Here is a 16,826-nt window from a genome sequence, read left to right on the forward strand (position 1 = left end):
GTAGAAATTTTTTAAGAACACAAAGTAAGAACACAAAGTAAGAACAGAAAGTAAAAATATTAAGAACTCGTAAACAATGATCCTACCCTTGTTAGAAGTGAAGCAATTAAATACTTACTTTGGTGATACCAAAGCGATCAATATCGCCACCAAAAAGGGACCCAATCCTGCGAATCGCTCGATGATTAAAGTCGTAGACGACGTTAGCTTTACGATCAACGAAGGTGAGACGGTAGGCTTGGTAGGTGAATCGGGTTCTGGAAAATCTACCGTCGGTTTGTCGTTGATGCGATTAAACTCACCTCGAAACTCTTATTCCACCGGTGAAATACATTTGTCTGGTCGGGATATCATGACGATGTCAAAAAAAGAATTGAGGGAGTTACGGGGCCGCGATATCACCATGGTGTTACAAGATCTCACCGCGCTCAATCCTGTTTATAGTGTCGGCAATCAAATCGAAGAAGCGATTCGTTGTCACGAATTTTCTGCGACAGAAAAGCTAACTAGCGATCAAGTAAAAGCACGAGTTATTGAATCTTTAAAAATGGTGAATATTCCTGATCCAGATTCGCGAGTCGATTCTCACCCTCATCAACTGAGTGGTGGAATGCGACAGCGGGTTGTGGGTGCTATGGCTCTTGCATGTAGTCCAAAATTGTTAATAGCCGATGAGCCAACAACGGCACTCGATGTAACGGTACAAGCGCAATATCTTTTGTTGTTAAAAAAGCTTCAAAAAGAAACCGGTATTTCGATTCTTTTGATCACTCACGATTTTGGTGTTGTTGCGCAAATGTGTGATCGCGTTTGTGTAATGTATGCCGGTCAAATTGTAGAAAATGCAAAAGCAGAAAGCATATTTTCAAATCCTGCTCATTGGTATACGGCGGCTTTGTTAAAGAGCATGCCTTCCTTGTCAGAAAAACCAAGTCGCTTGCCGTCAATTCTAGGCTCGCCACCGGCTTTGAATAATTTGCCAACAGGTTGCCGGTTTGCGGAACGCTGTGAAAGAGCTGAAGATAAATGCAGGCAGGCAGTGCCGCCAACGACTTTACTGGCGAGCGATCATAGGGTTCGCTGCTGGTTTCCAAGGGGGCATGATGAGTGAAGTAATTCTCAAGGCTTCTGGATTGAGCAAGACTTTTGCCGTTAACTCCGGACCCGTTTGGAAACGGAAACATCAATTATTAAAAGCAGTTGATGGTGTTGATATTGAAATTTGTAAGCGTGAGACCGTGGCAATCGTTGGTGAGTCAGGTTGCGGAAAAACAACGCTAAGTCGCTTATTATTATTGCTCGACGAACCCAGTTGTGGTGATCTGATTTTTTTAGGGAAGGAAACCCAAACGTTTTCCGCCAATGACCTTAAAGATTTTCGTCGCAAGGTCCAACCCGTTTTTCAGAATCCTTATGCATCCTTAAACCCGCGTATGCGTGCGGGCCGAATTATTGCGGAACCTCTCGCAATTATGACGCAACTTTCTCAGCAGGAAATTTCCATAAAGGTAGAAAAAGCTTTAGTTGATGTAGGTTTGAAGTCGAGCGATGCAGAAAAATACCCTCACGAGTTCAGTGGCGGCCAGCGCCAACGAATCGCAATTGCGAGAGCAATCATATCGGAACCGAGTTTGGTTATCTTAGATGAACCTGTCGCTTCACAAGATATTTCAATTCAGGCCCAGATTCTAAATCTCCTCAAAGATTTGCAGGATAAATTGAATATCAGTTTTTTATTTATCGCACATGATCTGGCAACAGTGCGGTTTATGAGTGACAAGGTATGTGTGATGTATTTAGGCAAGGTCGTGGAGTTTGGTGATTCAGAAGAGGTTATTTTGAATCCTAAGCATCCTTATACGCAAGCTCTGATTTCTGCGCATCTGCCAGATTCTCCAGCGTATCGAGAACAATTTGAAAATAAATTATCTGTTACCGATGAGTTACCAAGCCCTTTAAATCCCCCGCCTGGTTGCCGTTTTCACACCCGTTGCCCGAAAGCGCAGGCGGGTTGTTCGAGTATTGACGTTGAGTTTAAAAAAGTCGAGGGGCGGAACCATCAGGTTGCTTGCGTTTTATATGATGAGTGATTGTTAAGAAATTAAGCGGAATAGTCGGATGAGTGAAAAAGAAATTACCTTGTTAGCGGTTGGTGATGTGCTTCCAGAGCGGGATCAACCAGAAGAATTGTTTGTACATGTGCAACAGGAAATTAACCAAGCCGATATAAGTTTTTGTCAATTGGAAGCAAATATTTCCGAACGCGGTACGCGTATGCCACAAGCTCGACATACAACTCGTATTAAACGAAATGTCGCAACGGCGTTAAAGAATACCGGCTTTAATGTCGTCTCATTCGCGGGAAATCATTGCATGGATTGGGGGCGAGAAGCATTTTTCGATACGATTAACGCTTTGCAAGAAGATGGGATGCAAGTTGCTGGCGTTGGTGCAAATATTAAGGAAGCACGAGAGCCTGTTATCACAGAAGTAGATGGCACTAAGGTTGCGTTTATCGCCTATTCAACAATTTTACCGCAATGTTATTGGGCCGAAGCGGATCGCCCTGGTTGCGCACCAATGCGTGCTTTTACACACTACGAACAAATTGAACATGATCAGCCAGGCACTCCATGTCGAATACATACCTTCCCGCATCGCGAAGATCTTGAAGCGCTAGTTCAAGATATTAAAAAAGCGAAGCAACAAGCAGACGTTGTTGTAATGTCGATTCATTGGGGCATTCATTTTGTTCCTGCCGTCATAGCGGACTATCAGAGACAGGTAGCACGAGTCGCGATTGACAACGGTGTTGATTTAATTCTTGGCCATCATGCGCATATTTTAAAAGGTGTTGAAGTCTATAAAGGCGTTCCAATTTTTTACAGCTTATGTAATTTTGCTACTGAATTAGAAATGACGCCAGAACATGCAAACAGTAAGGGTTTTAAGGAAATACAAGGTTTACATCCAGAGTGGATCCCCGATTTTGACAGTCGTTATAACTTCCCGCCGGATTCTCGAAAATCAATTATCGTTAAAGCGAAAATTAACAATAAGAAAATCTCCGAAGTCAGTTATTTGCCCCTATACATCGATAAGCAAGCAGTACCTGAAATTTTGTTTGCGGGAGATACGCGGTTCGACGAGGTTGCAGACTATATAGATGAGATTAGTAAAGACCAAGATTTGCATTATGAATTTACTAAGCGAGGAGACGAAATTGTTATTGCTCTTACATCTCCGAATTCCGAACAACAATAGACTTTACTGTTCAGTTACTAAGGTCGTGTGATTAGATTTTGAAAATGGAAACAGGTATTTCACAACAGCTTGCTGCTTTCGTCGTGCATACGAAATATGAAGATCTTAACCGCGCGGCGGTTGAGGCAACAAAACGTTGCTTGCTTGATGGCTTAGGAGTTTCTTTAGCTGCCAGCGGAATTGGTGAAGGCGTCGAAGCTTTTGAAGCAGTATCAGCGATGCAAGAAAGTAAGGGATCATCTTCGCTATTTGGTTTAGATAAAAAGACATCCAGTGTGCAAGCGGCATTTGTAAATGGAGCTTTGGCACACGCGCTGGATTTTGAAGATGCGCACGACGAAACCTTAATGCACCCTAACGCCGCGAGTATTCCTGCCGCAATTGCAGTAAGTGAGGAGCTGGGTAATGTTAGTGGCAAAGAGTTGATTACTGCCATCGCCGTTGCGTGCGATGTGGTTTGTCGTTTAGCAAGTGCGGTTGAAGTACCTTTAGACGATTTTGGGTGGTATCCACCACCAATCTTTAATGTTTTCGGCGCGACCGCCGCGGCTGCGAAATTGTATGGATTGACAGAGCGAGAAGTTTTATCAGCGTTCTCAATTGCTTTGTGTAATACAAGTTGTAGTGCAGAAATAAAACATAGCCCGAGTTCGGTGATACGTGCCATTAGGGATGCTTTTCCTGCACATATGGGTGTATTAGCCGCGCAACTTGCAAAACAAGGAGTGAACGGTTTCGATCAACCCTTTCAAGGCAAGGCGGGTTTTTTCAATAACTTCCTTCGCGGCAATTACAAGTCAGACCCGATCACCGCTGATTTAGGTAAGGATTTTTATATTGAAAATATTAGTTTAAAACCTTGGCCAAGTTGTCGCGGTACCCATGCTTTTATTGAAGCGATACAGGCAGCGATGGAAGAACATAATTTTGACTTGGATAGCATCGAAAAAATTGTTTGTTCTGGGAGCAGAATAAACCGCATGTTGGCAGAACCAATCGAATCAAAACGTTCTCCACAGTCAGCGATTGATGCCAAGTTTAGTATTCCGTATGTCGTAGCGTTAACTCTTCATCATGGTGAAGTGGTGCTTGATCATTTTTTAATGCAGCAACTAGATGATGCGGAAGTGTTAAAAACAACTAAAAAAATACAATATCAAATTGACACGCAGCTTGGTGATGGCCCGGAAGGCATGACCTCGGCAACCGTCGAAATTCTTTTAGATGACGGTAGGTCTTTCGGGTATTCGGTACAAGGTGCTTATGGGAATCCTGATAGGCCTTTAAGTGATGTTTTTTTAAAAGATAAATTTATGCAGTGTTGCCGGTTTTCTAAAACCTTAAGATCAGAACGAGAATATGAAGAGCTATATTGTTCTTTGTTAGATCTAGAAAAGTTTAATGACTTAAGCAAAGTACTATTTTGTCACTTATGAGTCAGTGAAGTGAACACTGTGGGCTAGCCCCTGACGGTAAAAATTAAAGGAAATTGGGAACAAAGATGACAGATTCTAAATACCAAAATGATACAGATGAGAAAAGATTAACCGATGACTTTGACCCATTGGCATCAGAAGATTTTTATAGCTCACATGATATTTATAAAAATATGCGGACAGGTTGCCCTGTTGTGCACAGTAATGAGTGGAACGGCTTTTGGTCCTTGCTCAAATATGATGACGTGGTTGGAGTGCTCAAAAATCCAAAGCAGTATATTACTTCCGTACAAAATGTTGTGCCAAAGGTTGCTTTTACGGGTCGACGCCCACCATTGCATTTAGATCCTCCAGAACATACACCGTATCGTACGGCGCTAAATCCGTTCTTCACTAAGAAAAAAATGGAAGAGTTTAAGCCGGTTTTGCACAATGTGGTTGTCGAGTTGCTCCAACCTTATATTGATGCAGGCGGTGGTGATGTGTGCCACGAATTCACACATAAATTCCCAGGCCATCTTTTTGCCGAATTCTTTGGTTTGTCGACAGATTTGTCGATGCGGATTAAAGAAACGTCCTGCGTTTATGATAAAGCGCTACAGGAAGCGAATGATGAGCTGGTAAAGGAAACCAGTTTGCAATTGTATGAAATAGCACGAGATATTATTGCTGATCGGAAAGCTTACCCGAGAGATCCTAAAGAAGACATCACATCTGCACTATTAGCAAAAACAGTTGATGGTGAACATCTTCCGGACGAAATGATTTTGGGAACGATTCGTCAGATGATTGTTGTTGGCATGATAGCGCCAAGCGTTTTCCTAGGAACTATGTTGCATCATCTTAGTGAAAACCCCGAATTGCAAAAACAATTACGTGAGGATCAAGAATTAATTCCAAATGCTATCGAGGAATATTTACGTCTCTATACGCCTTATCGAGGTTTCGCGCGAACGTCAAACAAAGACGTAGTGATTCGCGGACGATTAATTAAAAAAGATGAGCCTATCGCTTTGGTTTATGCCTCAGCAAATAGGGACGAAGACGTGTTCCCAAGAAGCGATGAGTTTATTTTGAATCGACCGAACATAAAGGACCATGTTGCATTTGGTTTAGGGCCGCATCGTTGTGCGGGTGAACCCTTGGCGAGGATGATGCTAGAAGTTTTCTTGCAGGAAGTCCTGGCAAGGACAGAGTATTTCGAATTATCGGGTGATGTTAAAATGACACGCTGGCCGGAATGGGGAACCTTGTCGGTTCCTTTATCAGTTGTCGGCAAAAAATTGAATAAATAATATCGAAAGATTTAAAGAAGAATTAGAGCCTTGTCATTTTTTATTCAGGCTGATAAATCCTTTGCAAAAACTCAATAAATTGGTTGTATTCGGATTTTTTGAAACGTTTACTAAATTGAGTTTCCAGTACTTCGAGTTCTTCGCGTAAAGTTTTTACTTTTTTTCTGCCTTTTGGAGTGATATATAATTCGTGGCGCCGCCGATCTTCTTTAGCCTGTTTGCGAGTAATCCAACCTTCTTTTTCGAGACGAAGTGTTAGCGAAACAATGGTGGCTTTATCTAAATCGAGTAGACGCGACACTTCAATTTGAGAGATACCAGGATTAGTTTCCACCGACGAAAGCATACCGAATTGCCCGGGGCGCAGACCGCCATGACCAACCTTTTCATTAAATTCACGCCAAATGCTGAGGTGGGCTCTTCGGACATGGTGACCAAGCATGTGACGTAGCTCGGGCATTTCAGCCGATGATTCTATGGCTGGGCTGTCTTGAGGCGTATTTGAGGGCTTGGTCATTGCTTGTCCTAGTTAACATCATCTGAGGCGAAATCAACGGGATATTATTCCTTACTGAGGGGCAAGTCTCAATCAGTTTTGGAAGGGGTGTGTCACGACCCTGCACTTTTTATTAGATAGTTAGTAGTGCAAACTATTTAAGAGGGGGTGTATATCTGCTAAAATTCGGCAGATTTTTCGAAAATTACATCCGTATTAATCAATGGGTTGGAAAATCTCTTGTTCAGATCTTGATACATGTTTTAGCGCTATTTTAGATTCAAAAAAATAAATAAATGAGTAGGCTATGCGAGAAAAATTTTCAGGCTCTAATTTTCAGTCTATTGCGCTCATTTCGAGCGTGTTGTTTTTGTCCGCCTGTAGCCAAGGTGATGACGGGGCATCAAAAGTTTCAGAAAACTCATCCGCCCCGATCACGATAGCTGAACCTCAGAATCAAAACGCGTCGAGTCGCCTCGCTTCTCCAGACTCTTGGTGGTCGCCCGATGAAAACCGTCAATTTCCAGAATTCGAAAGTTACCCTAACGACCGTGGATTATTGTCGGTTTTTAAAAGCGATGGCGAAATGTCCGCTGCTGACCATCCATTTTTTACCGCGTTGGGCACCAATGGGCGCGCTTGCGTCACCTGCCATCAACCTGCTGATGGGATGAGTGTTTCCGTTAAAACAATTCAGCAGCGTTGGGAATTAACGCAAGGAAAAGACCCATTATTCGCAGCGATAGACGGATCTGATTGTCCAAATCTACCGCAGGAAAAAGCAAGTTCGCATTCACTGCTAATCAATCATGGTTTATTCAGAATATTTCGTCCGTGGCCGCCGGAACCCATTAATGGCGTTCCCGTAGTACCACAATTTACTATCGAAGTTGTTCGAGACCCGAATGGTTGTAACACCGATCCGAATTATGGGTTGGAAAGTGCTGCGCCGATGGTGTCTGTATATCGACGCCCGCGTCCGACGGCCAATCTGAAATATATTACTGCGATGGGTTTTCCATTTGAGCCTAAAAATGGATTACCGCTACCGCTTGATCCGGAAACTAATTTACCGGTATCGGGAAATATTACTGCCGACAGCCGCGTTTGGACGCTTAAGCAACAGGCCAGAGATGCGCTAATTACACATCTAGAAATAACAGAAGAACCCAGTGAAGCGCTATTAAATAAACTTGTTGATTTCGAAACAAAAATATTTGCCGCACAAAGTTTTGATTTCAAGGCCGGTGATTTAAGTAGCGATGGCGCAAAAGGGGGGCCAAAATATTTAGCCGAAGCAGAAGCCGGCGTTCTTAATTCGGGCACGCGTTTACCCATGTGGGATGAATTTGAATCGTGGCTTAAGTACCTTGATGAAGATTATACAAGTGAAGAAGGCGAGTCAGCATTAAACGCGCAGCAGTTGGCTTTTAGGCAATCAATTGCGCGAGGTGTGAAGCTATTTCGCGATAGAACTTTTTTAGTTTCCGATAATGCAGGGATTACTGATATGGGATTTGGTAACCCAGTGAGAAACGATTGTAATTTTTGTCATAACATGACCCGCACAGGAATGGACGTTGCGCCAGGCCAAGTCGATTTAGGTACGACAAACCACCCTTTTGCTGATCCGGCACCTCATTTGCCACTATTTAAATTGAGCTGTAAGGATGGTTATCCCGAACATGCGCACTTTGGGAAAGTTGTTTATACCACCGATCCTGGAATGGCCTTGACGACAGGTCGTTGTAAAGACATCGGTAAAATTACAATTCAATCAATGCGTGCCTTGTCAGCCCGTGCACCGTATTTCGCTAATGGATCAGCGGCGACGATTGAAGATCTCGTTGATTATTATGAGCGCCGTTACAACATCAATTTAAGTGAGCAAGAAAAACAAGACTTAACCAACTTGATGGGCGTACTCTGATGAATACTCGAAAAAGTAATTTGTTACTTGTTTTGGTCATGCTTGCGCTTCAAGGTTTTTTTTCTGGCTCAGTTTTATCCGCCGAAGAAAAATCTAAACAGGCTGTTGAAGCTAGTAATGTCGAGGGCAATAACGAACAGTTTAGCTTCGTGACATGTCCTGTGTATCGGGATACTGACGCGGGTCCAAAATCAGGTTGTTGGTTGGGGCTCGAAAGAGAAAGTGGCAATCAATTTGATATTACTGGTGCGCTAACTAAACCGTTTTCCGATAGGGCAGTATTGGTCGAAGGCGTATCAATTAGCTCAGGTTCTGAGATGTGTGGTGCAACAGTGTTAGAACCTATTCGTGTTTCTGTTTTGCTCGATGAAACGTGCCCGCCGAGAATTATTCCTGCTGAAAACTTTCCAGGCCGAAAATTTACGCTGCCCTTGAAGCGCATGCAACCTAATTCAAGCCCGCGAGTGCTGCCATCACCGCCGTTTGAAACAACCCAATTCGATATCTTGTTTAACTTTAATTCTGATTTTTTAAATTATCAGTACAGCGAAGTTATTCTCGAAGAAGTATCGTTGCTAATTAAAGCCGCGAAACCGAAGAAAGTTGTTATTACCGGTGCTGCAGCAACTGAAGTTTATCTCGTTGATGGTCGTGAATTTAAAGAGCCACAAGATTTGGCGAGACGTAGAGCAGAGATGGTGCGCTTAGCGTTGACACGTTTAGGGGTTCCAGCGGGCATTCTCTCTGTAAAAACAGATCTTAGCCCTGTAGCGATCGCTCATTATCAAGGCGGGTTAGCCGAAGAAACAAAACGTCGTGTATTGATCGAGTTGGTTATCCCTGAGTAGATCTTTGTATTTAATGGCGCCTCCAATTAAATATTGACCCTGGCTCCAGTTTGAATATAGTATGTCACACATACAAACATTGCCAGCGCACTTGGCAGCGCCGAGGCAAATCTAAGGCATAGAAGCGAGTAAAAAGAGTTCAAAAATAAATCATGTTTATCTTATACCTTATTGATAAACATGATTTTTTGTTTAACAAGTATATGTAACAAGGCTTGATTACAGACTTGCAGATGTTGTCAGTAAAGCGAGCGAGTATGAATTAAGGACTAATTAGTTGATACCTAATCAGCTTATGAAAATCTTTCGAAAGTATCGATGAAGCACACTCAATTTTATTTTGGGTGTAGAAACCAAAGGCTAAATATTCAATGAGTAATACAGTCAATGAGCCCTTTGATGAACAAGGGCCGGATCTCGTTTATCAAAATTATTTAGAAGACGGACAATTCAAGATTCAACATTGTTTGGCTTGCGATTCTCACGTTTTTTATCCGCGACTAATTTGTAGTCACTGCGGATCTGAAAAAATGGAGTGGATAGATGCTTCGGGTTCAGGAGTCGTGTATTCAACGTCGATTCCTCGTGGTGCGAAAGAGGGTGATTACAATATTTCTCTCGTTGATCTGGATGAAGGTCCGCGGATGATGACACGAGTGGTTGATATTGAACCTGAGAAAGTAACAATCGGCATGAAAGTAACAGCCTTTGTCAGCGAAATTGATGGAACAAAAGTAGTGTTGTTTAAACCCGAAGGAGGGCAATAAGATGTCACACCCCCTTCGTGGTTCCATAGCAGTCGCCGGTGTTGGTCTTACACAGTTTGGTGATATTCCTGGTCGCAGCGCGAGAGAAAATTTAGCTGAAGCAACTTTTCGTGCACTCGCCGATGCGGGAATAAATAAAAACGAAGTAGACGGTTTGTTTACCGCTAATTTCCCTGATACGTTTCCTTGTCTGCATGTCGCAGAATATTTGGGTATTCATCCGAAAGTGATGGACGATACCAATATTGGCGGTTCAGTTTACGTTAGCCAATTGCAGCATGCTGCCGCAGCAATTAAATCCGGTTTATGCGAAGTTGCTTTGATTACGATGGGAAGCAACACGCGCAGTAAATTGAAACAAACTGGCGTTATCGATGCCCCCCGCGAACACTTTAAATATTCTGACGAATACAAACCAAAAGCACCCATGAATGCCTACGCTTTAGCGGCCGCGCGTCACATGTATGAGTTCGGCACTAAGCGTGAACACTTGGCGGAAGTGGCGGTGGCTGCGAGAAAATGGGCGCAGTTGAATCCTCGTGCAATGCGTCGAACGCCACTGTCCATTGATGACGTTATGCAATCCAAAATGATCTGTGATCCTTTGTCTGTTTTAGATTGTTGTTTAATTGCTGATGCGGGCGCTGCTGTTGTATTGGTGAGTGCAGAGCGAGCAAAAGATTTACTGCAAAAGCCCGTTTATCTTTTGGGTGTTGGTGTTCATACGACACACGCTGCAATTGCACAAATGGAAAACCTTACGGTGACCGCCGCCGCTGAAGCGAGTAAGCGAGCTTACGCGATGGCGGGAGTAACGAGCAAAGATATCGACGTTGTTGAACTTTATGACGCATTTACAATTAACACGATTTTATTTTTAGAAGATTTAGGGTTCTGTAAGAAAGGCGAAGGTGGTGAATTTGTTTCCAATGGAAATATCGCCCCTGGTGGTAGCTTGCCGGTCAATACCAATGGCGGTGGTTTAAGTTGTGTTCACCCAGGTATGTACGGTTTGATGTTAATTATCGAAGCCGTTGAACAGCTTCGCGGTGCCGCTGGCGAAAGACAAATAAAAAATGCGGAGTTGGCTTTGTGTAATGGAAATGGCGGCCACTTATCCAGTGAGGTAACAGCAATACTCGGTACTGAAGCAACATTATAAATACGGAAGTGCTATGCAGAGGTGTTTTTTCACTCTGTTCTTGTTTCCTTAAAGTTAGTTAATGAATTAAAAACTGAAAAAAATTGAGATGGGAAGGTAATAAATGGTTGATGTAGTAAGCGTAACTAAAGTTGATGAGATAGCACACGTTCTCGTCAATAATCCACCCGTCAACACGATTGATGCCAAGGTGCGTACGGAATTACGAAAGGCTATTGAGTCGATAGAAAGCGATTCATCCTTAAAGGCAGTGGTTCTGAATTGCGAAGGAAAAACATTTTTTTCTGGCGCTGATATCGGCGAATTTAATGGCCCGCCAAAAGAAGACGAATATCGTGAATTATTTTCAAAGATAGAAAATCTAGAAATTCCAGTGGTTGTTGCGATGCACGGTACGGTAATGGGTGGTGGATTAGAAATCGCCCTGGCTTGCCATTATCGTCTAGCCATTGAAGGAACTCGTTTCGCGCTCCCGGAAGTGACATTGGGAATTATTCCTGGTGCCGGCGCCACCCAGCGCTTACCTCGATTAATCGGCGTTGATGCGGCTTTAGGTTTGATTGTAAATGCTACACCTATTCCTGCTGAAGAAGGAAAAATTTTGGGCTTTATTGATCAAGTCGTAAAAACAGATTCGGACTTGATCAAAGCAGCGTTTGATTACACAAAACAACTCATTAGCGATGGTAAGGGCCCCAATCGAACGTCGGAGCGTAGTATCGATACAGCCACCGCTGGAAAAGATGTATTCGAAAAATATCGAAAGTTGGCAAAAGAAAAATATCCCAATCGCGTTGCCGCTTTAACCGCTGTTACCGCAGTTGAAGGAGCCTTAAGTAAATCCTTTGCAGAAGGCTTGTTGTATGAAACCGAATTGGTTAACAAGGCAAAGGCGACACCCGAATGTAAAGGTTCGGTGCATTTATTTTTTGCTGATAGAGAGACCTCAAAAATTCCTGGAATTGATTCCAGTCAAGCGCGATCTGTCAATAAGGTCGCCATCATTGGTGCGGGCACAATGGGTGGCGGTATAGCGATGTGTTTTGCGAATGCGGGCATTGCCGTATCTCTTATCGATATTAGTGAGGAGGGTCTCAATAGGGGGCTCGATAGTATTGATAAAAACTATGCTTCTCGCGTTAAGCGTGGCCGCATGACTGAAGCTAAGAAAGAATCCACGATGGCTTTTATTAAAGGCCATGTTGGTATGGATGCCGCGCACGATGCAGATTTAATAATTGAAGCCGTATTTGAAGATATGGAATTGAAAAAATCCATTTTTATGCAGCTTAATAAAATTATTAAACCTGATGCAATTGTTGCGACAAATACATCGACTCTCGATATTAATGAAATTGGTGCGGTGGCAACCCATCCTGAAAATGTTATCGGCTTACACTTTTTTAGTCCTGCGAATGTGATGCCCTTATTAGAGGTCATTCGAACAGATGCGACTTCAGATCAAACTATTAGTACGGCGATGGAGTTGGCTAAAAAGATTCGTAAAACGCCGGTACTTGCGAAAGTATGTTACGGGTTTATTGGTAATCGTATGATGGAAGGCTATGCCCGTGAAGCGGAATTTATGGCGCTAGAAGGTGCGACACCACGAAAAATTGATGATGCTTTACAAGAATTCGGTATGGCAATGGGTATCCTCGCTGTATTTGATATGGCCGGTGTTGATGTCGGCGTAAACGTCCATAAAGCGAACGCTCATCAATTTCCACCGGATCCCGCGTATTATCAGGCATCACAAGCAATTTATGATGGTGGCAGGATGGGGCAAAAAAATGGTAAAGGTTTTTACCGTTATGAGCCCGGAGATCGTAATCGTTATGATGATCCAATTGCCTTGGAACTACTTAAGAAGCGAGCGGAAGAGTTAAATATTCCACAGCGTGATGATCATAGTAGCCAGGAAATTATCGAGCGTTGTATTTTCGCCTTAATTAATGACGGTATAAAGATACTCGAAGAAGGCGTTGCGATTCGCGCTAGCGATATCGATGTTGTTTGGGGCTCAGGCTACGGTTTTCCGCGTTACCGCGGCGGCCCATTATTCTATGCTGACGTGCTCGGATTAAAAACAATATACGAAGGTATCATCAAGTTTCAAAAACAGTTTGGTGATACCCATTGGCAGCCTGCAAACCTTTTAAAAGAGCTAGCGGAGAGCGGTAAAACGCTAGCGGAGTGGGAGAAGGGAAGGTCGAAGGCTTAGCCCAAGCCTGTACAGAAGTGATGCTTGCGTGTACAGTTGTGCGTCGCTGATTGCTTAAGGATGTATTCCATTTTAGTTAAGTAAATCGATAAATCAGTTAACTAAAGAAAGTCAGTTTTGCCCCAAGAGTTATACATAAGAGCTATAGCTAAAAGGCTGACCAAAAAAGAAGAATCAGACATTCATTCACAAGAATTAATGATCGAACAAGAGGTTTACATTGAGTTTATCTGTACAGAAAAAAGTGCTATCGGATAGTTCTAAATCAGTCGACATGTCGGTTTTAGAAGGTAAGATTGGTTACCAAATAAGAATGGCCGAACGAATAATCAATCGAGGATTTTTGCAAGAAGTGGGAATGACTCCCGTGCAGTATAGTGTTTTTGCCTTAGTTGCTAGCAATGAAGGTTCTTCGCAAGTGGCGATTGGTGAAATGTTAAAAATGGATCGGGCGTCGACGATGGCCATTGTCGATAAATTACAAACTGCTGGTTTGATAGAGAGGCGAAAGTCTCTAGTTGATAAGAGAATGCAGGCATTATTTCTGACCTCGGTCGGAAAAAAAGAATTTTTGCTCATCGACAAGAAGGTGGAAGACTACGATAAGTCAGTTTGCGCTCGACTTTCTGAAAAGCAAGTAGAACAGTTATTCGAGTGTGTTAAAAATTTAAGAGCATAATGTTGAGGTTGTTTTAAATATTTGCTTTAGCAAAACATGGGTGTGAATTGTTTTTGTTCTTAAAACACATTGGCACTATGTACGCCCTGGAAGGGTGTTTGAGTGAAGAGGGCGATGGATTGTCGTTTCAAAGATGGGTCGAAATAAAACGATAAAACTGAATATAGATCCATTTTGTTAGCCTATTGGTATCCAAGACTTTTACAAAAAGCCACAAAAACTAAAAGAGGGCCAAAAGCCGGTTAATACCAATTTGTTCTATAAAATATAATATGTAAGACATACAAATAATAATTAGTGCGTCAGTGCTAATAATCAAAAGCAACACTGGGAGAAACAAATGTCTATGCAAACAAAAAATATTTCCAACAAAAAACCAAAACGACCTTGTTTGTTAGCAAGCGCCGTGGCTTTCGCGGTTGCGATGCCCTCGCTAACAAATGCGCAAGACAGTTTTCTGGAAGAAATCGTCGTCACGGCGCGAAAGGTTGAGGAAAACCTTCAATCTACTCCTGTAGCGGTTTCCGCATTTACAGAAGAGTCTTTAGAGCGCCGAATGATTACTGGTACAGAAGACTTAAGTCGAATTACACCAAACTTACAATTTAAAAGTTACAGTCCTTTATCGGGAAACAGTTCTGCTGCGCAGGTTTTTATTCGTGGTGTTGGACAGTCCGATTCCTCTGGTGGCGTTGATCCCGGAGTAGGGATGTATATTGATGACGTCTACATGGGTCGATCTGTTGGTGGTGTTCTAGATTTTCGCGATATATCAAACGTACAGGTGTTGCGTGGACCGCAAGGAACTTTATTCGGTCGTAACACAATTGGTGGCGCAGTGCTATTGAGTACGACTGCACCTGGTAGCGAATTTGGTGGAAAAGTTAAGTTCGGTGTTGGTAGCGATAGCTTGCGAGAATTTTTTGGCGCTGTTGATTTACCATTTTCCGATTCAGTGGCCGCGCGAGTTTCTTTAGGATCTCGTGAGCGTGATGGTTACGTAGAAAGAATTTTCGATGGCTTGGATCTGGGTAACGAAGACAGTTATACCCTTAACGGTTCGCTTCACATCGATCCAATGGATGGTTTAAATTTTGTTATTCGCGCAGATTACACGGAAGAAGAAGAAAATGGATCACCTTTTGTGTTTGCAGCGATTAATGAGAACGGTGTTTTTCCAGCCGCACAAAGCGTGAGAGAAGGTTGTCCGGGCGCAACTTTTCCACCACCATCAGTTCCATCCGGTCTTATCGATCAACGTTGTGCAAACAATGCGACATGGGATTTGGGGGAGTATAAAAATGGTGGAAATTCTCGTGCTGAAAGTAATGTCGAAAACAGCGGTTATTCTTTTCATGCCAATTGGGACGTTAGTGACTTAGTTTCGCTGAAATACATTTATGCTGACCGCAGTCTCGAATGGGACGGATCAAGAGATGCCGATAATACTTATTTAACTTTGTTAAGTACTCAGTACGAAAGTGAAGCGGATCAAACGAGTCATGAGCTGCAAGCACTGTTTCAAAGTGAATCTTTCCATGGCGTGGTGGGTGCTTTCTTTTTTGATGAAAATGTCCACGATTTCTTGCTGGTTCCCTTTGGTCCTCCAGGCGGTTATCCGGCCGGCACTGTTCCATTTGACTACCAAGATGCGGACTTGAATAACAAAAGTACTGCGTATTTTACTCAATGGTCGTTTAATATTACTGACGCACTGAGTTTAACGGCTGGCGCTCGTTATACCGACGAAGATAAAACTATGCGCATTATATCTATAAGTCCAGGTGTTGTGCCCATTCCCGTGACGGGAGAGATCTCGGTCCCTGTTCCCGCGGGTCCATTCATAGTGCCTTATGGTCCTCATAAAGAATCTTTTGATGCAACAACACTTTCATTAAGCGGGCAATATCAGTTTACCGATACGCTAATGGCATATTTGAGTTGGTCAGAAGGTTTCAAGAGCGGTGGCTTTAATCAGCGTTATAACGCCACACCTCCGGGTGGCAATGTAATTCCTTTTGATTCAGAGGAAGCGACAACGATTGAAGTTGGGTTTAAAGCTGACCTCACTGATAGTCTCCGTTTGAACGCTGCAATATTCGATACAAACTATGAAAACATGCAGCTAACTTATCGCGTTGGCATCGTACCATTGTTATTCAATGCCGGTGAGTCTTCCATTAGAGGTGCTGAAGTTGAATTCACCTTCGCCCCGACTGCGGAATTTATCTTAGAAGGTAGCTTAGGGTATCTCGATGATGAGATTGACAGCATCTCTGTAATTCCTGGAGCAACTGCAACAATCGGTCCCAATAACTCATTACCTTTCACTCCAGAATACACTGCGAGTATTGGTGCCGCTTATACGTTTAATTTCGGTGATCTCGCGTTAACGCCACGTTTAGACGTTTCCTATACCGATGAGCAATTTTTTGATGCCGCAAACTCTGTTGAAGTTGCACAGAATAATGCGGAAACCGTCGTAAATTTCTCACTCAAATTTGGTGATGCAGGAGATCTCTGGAACGTTGTTGCCGGGATAGATAACGTAAGAGACGAGACTTATGCTGTTGCTGGAAATTCGTCGTTGGGAACCAGCAGTGGTTATGCAGAAGTTATTTATTCTCGTCCTCGTACCGCTTATATTTCCGCTACCGTTAATTTTTAAACGTAGACGAAAATGAGTGAGTGCTAAAGAATTTAGGGCGGCTTTATTAAGGGGGTC

At 43.0% G+C, this 16,826-nt stretch carries 13 protein-coding genes; 12 read left to right on the forward strand and 1 reads right to left on the reverse strand.

Annotated features, from left to right (window positions below; translation table 11 throughout):
- Positions 1-76: 76 nt before the first annotated feature.
- The 5 genes from ACYUCY_RS13515 to ACYUCY_RS13535 all read left to right on the forward strand — a co-directional run bounded on the left by ACYUCY_RS13515 (position 77) and on the right by ACYUCY_RS13535 (position 5,995).
- Positions 77-1,111, forward strand: coding sequence for an ABC transporter ATP-binding protein (locus tag ACYUCY_RS13515; RefSeq protein ID WP_460227031.1), 1,035 nt, complete (start codon positions 77-79; stop codon positions 1,109-1,111).
- Positions 1,104-2,090, forward strand: a complete 987-nt coding sequence (locus ACYUCY_RS13520; RefSeq protein WP_460227032.1) for an ABC transporter ATP-binding protein — start codon at positions 1,104-1,106, stop codon at positions 2,088-2,090. The genes ACYUCY_RS13515 and ACYUCY_RS13520 overlap by 8 nt, the downstream gene beginning before the upstream one ends.
- A 28-nt stretch (positions 2,091-2,118) precedes the next feature.
- Positions 2,119-3,264 (forward strand): CapA family protein, encoded by a 1,146-nt coding sequence (locus ACYUCY_RS13525; protein WP_460227033.1) that lies wholly within the window; start codon positions 2,119-2,121, stop codon positions 3,262-3,264.
- 44 nt (positions 3,265-3,308) lie between these two features.
- Positions 3,309-4,700 (forward strand): MmgE/PrpD family protein, encoded by a 1,392-nt coding sequence (locus ACYUCY_RS13530; protein WP_460227034.1) that lies wholly within the window; start codon positions 3,309-3,311, stop codon positions 4,698-4,700.
- A 65-nt stretch (positions 4,701-4,765) separates the two neighbouring features.
- The gene (locus ACYUCY_RS13535; protein WP_460227035.1) at positions 4,766-5,995 is read left to right on the forward strand and encodes a cytochrome P450; all 1,230 of its coding nucleotides are present in this window, start codon (positions 4,766-4,768) and stop codon (positions 5,993-5,995) included.
- 40 nt (positions 5,996-6,035) lie between these two features.
- Here the strand turns inward: ACYUCY_RS13535 and ACYUCY_RS13540 are convergent, their stop codons facing one another.
- Positions 6,036-6,512, reverse strand: a complete 477-nt coding sequence (locus ACYUCY_RS13540) for a MarR family winged helix-turn-helix transcriptional regulator (protein ID WP_460227036.1) — start codon at positions 6,510-6,512, stop codon at positions 6,036-6,038.
- 286 nt (positions 6,513-6,798) lie between these two features.
- Between ACYUCY_RS13540 and ACYUCY_RS13545 the strand changes: the two genes are divergently transcribed.
- From ACYUCY_RS13545 to ACYUCY_RS13575, 7 genes are all read left to right on the forward strand, one after another.
- Complete coding sequence (locus ACYUCY_RS13545; protein ID WP_460227037.1) at positions 6,799-8,421, forward strand: hypothetical protein; 1,623 nt, start codon at positions 6,799-6,801, stop codon at positions 8,419-8,421.
- On the forward strand, positions 8,421-9,269 hold the full coding sequence (locus tag ACYUCY_RS13550; RefSeq protein WP_460227038.1) for an OmpA family protein: 849 nt from the start codon (positions 8,421-8,423) through the stop codon (positions 9,267-9,269). Before ACYUCY_RS13545 ends, ACYUCY_RS13550 begins: the two co-directional genes overlap by 1 nt.
- Before the next feature lie 371 nt (positions 9,270-9,640).
- Positions 9,641-10,036: a Zn-ribbon domain-containing OB-fold protein gene (locus ACYUCY_RS13555; RefSeq protein ID WP_460227039.1), complete on the forward strand. Its 396-nt coding sequence runs from the start codon at positions 9,641-9,643 to the stop codon at positions 10,034-10,036.
- A gap of 1 nt (position 10,037) precedes the next feature.
- Positions 10,038-11,198 (forward strand): acetyl-CoA acetyltransferase, encoded by a 1,161-nt coding sequence (locus ACYUCY_RS13560; RefSeq protein WP_460227040.1) that lies wholly within the window; start codon positions 10,038-10,040, stop codon positions 11,196-11,198.
- A gap of 103 nt (positions 11,199-11,301) precedes the next feature.
- The gene (locus ACYUCY_RS13565; RefSeq protein ID WP_460227041.1) at positions 11,302-13,422 is read left to right on the forward strand and encodes a 3-hydroxyacyl-CoA dehydrogenase NAD-binding domain-containing protein; all 2,121 of its coding nucleotides are present in this window, start codon (positions 11,302-11,304) and stop codon (positions 13,420-13,422) included.
- Between the two features lie 220 nt (positions 13,423-13,642).
- Positions 13,643-14,101, forward strand: a complete 459-nt coding sequence (locus ACYUCY_RS13570; RefSeq protein ID WP_460227042.1) for a MarR family winged helix-turn-helix transcriptional regulator — start codon at positions 13,643-13,645, stop codon at positions 14,099-14,101.
- 340 nt (positions 14,102-14,441) lie between these two features.
- Entirely contained in the window at positions 14,442-16,769 is a 2,328-nt protein-coding gene (locus ACYUCY_RS13575; protein WP_460227043.1) for a TonB-dependent receptor, read from the forward strand.
- Positions 16,770-16,826: the final 57 nt, after the last annotated feature.

The sequence above is a fragment of the Aurantivibrio infirmus genome (genome assembly GCF_054767315.1).

Excerpts from the sequence above, each read along its gene's own strand:
- ACYUCY_RS13555 (WP_460227039.1), top strand. The coding sequence starts at position 9,641 with ATGAGTAATACAGTCAATGAGCCCTTTGATGAACAAGGGCCGGATCTC.
- ACYUCY_RS13535 (WP_460227035.1), top strand. The coding sequence starts at position 4,766 with ATGACAGATTCTAAATACCAAAATGATACAGATGAGAAAAGATTAACC.
- ACYUCY_RS13560 (WP_460227040.1), top strand. The coding sequence starts at position 10,038 with ATGTCACACCCCCTTCGTGGTTCCATAGCAGTCGCCGGTGTTGGTCTT.
- ACYUCY_RS13575 (WP_460227043.1), top strand. The coding sequence starts at position 14,442 with ATGTCTATGCAAACAAAAAATATTTCCAACAAAAAACCAAAACGACCT.
- ACYUCY_RS13550 (WP_460227038.1), top strand. The coding sequence starts at position 8,421 with ATGAATACTCGAAAAAGTAATTTGTTACTTGTTTTGGTCATGCTTGCG.
- ACYUCY_RS13540 (WP_460227036.1), bottom strand. The coding sequence starts at position 6,512 with ATGACCAAGCCCTCAAATACGCCTCAAGACAGCCCAGCCATAGAATCA.
- ACYUCY_RS13520 (WP_460227032.1), top strand. The coding sequence starts at position 1,104 with ATGAGTGAAGTAATTCTCAAGGCTTCTGGATTGAGCAAGACTTTTGCC.
- ACYUCY_RS13530 (WP_460227034.1), top strand. The coding sequence starts at position 3,309 with ATGGAAACAGGTATTTCACAACAGCTTGCTGCTTTCGTCGTGCATACG.
- ACYUCY_RS13525 (WP_460227033.1), top strand. The coding sequence starts at position 2,119 with ATGAGTGAAAAAGAAATTACCTTGTTAGCGGTTGGTGATGTGCTTCCA.
- ACYUCY_RS13565 (WP_460227041.1), top strand. The coding sequence starts at position 11,302 with ATGGTTGATGTAGTAAGCGTAACTAAAGTTGATGAGATAGCACACGTT.
- ACYUCY_RS13545 (WP_460227037.1), top strand. The coding sequence starts at position 6,799 with ATGCGAGAAAAATTTTCAGGCTCTAATTTTCAGTCTATTGCGCTCATT.
- ACYUCY_RS13515 (WP_460227031.1), top strand. The coding sequence starts at position 77 with ATGATCCTACCCTTGTTAGAAGTGAAGCAATTAAATACTTACTTTGGT.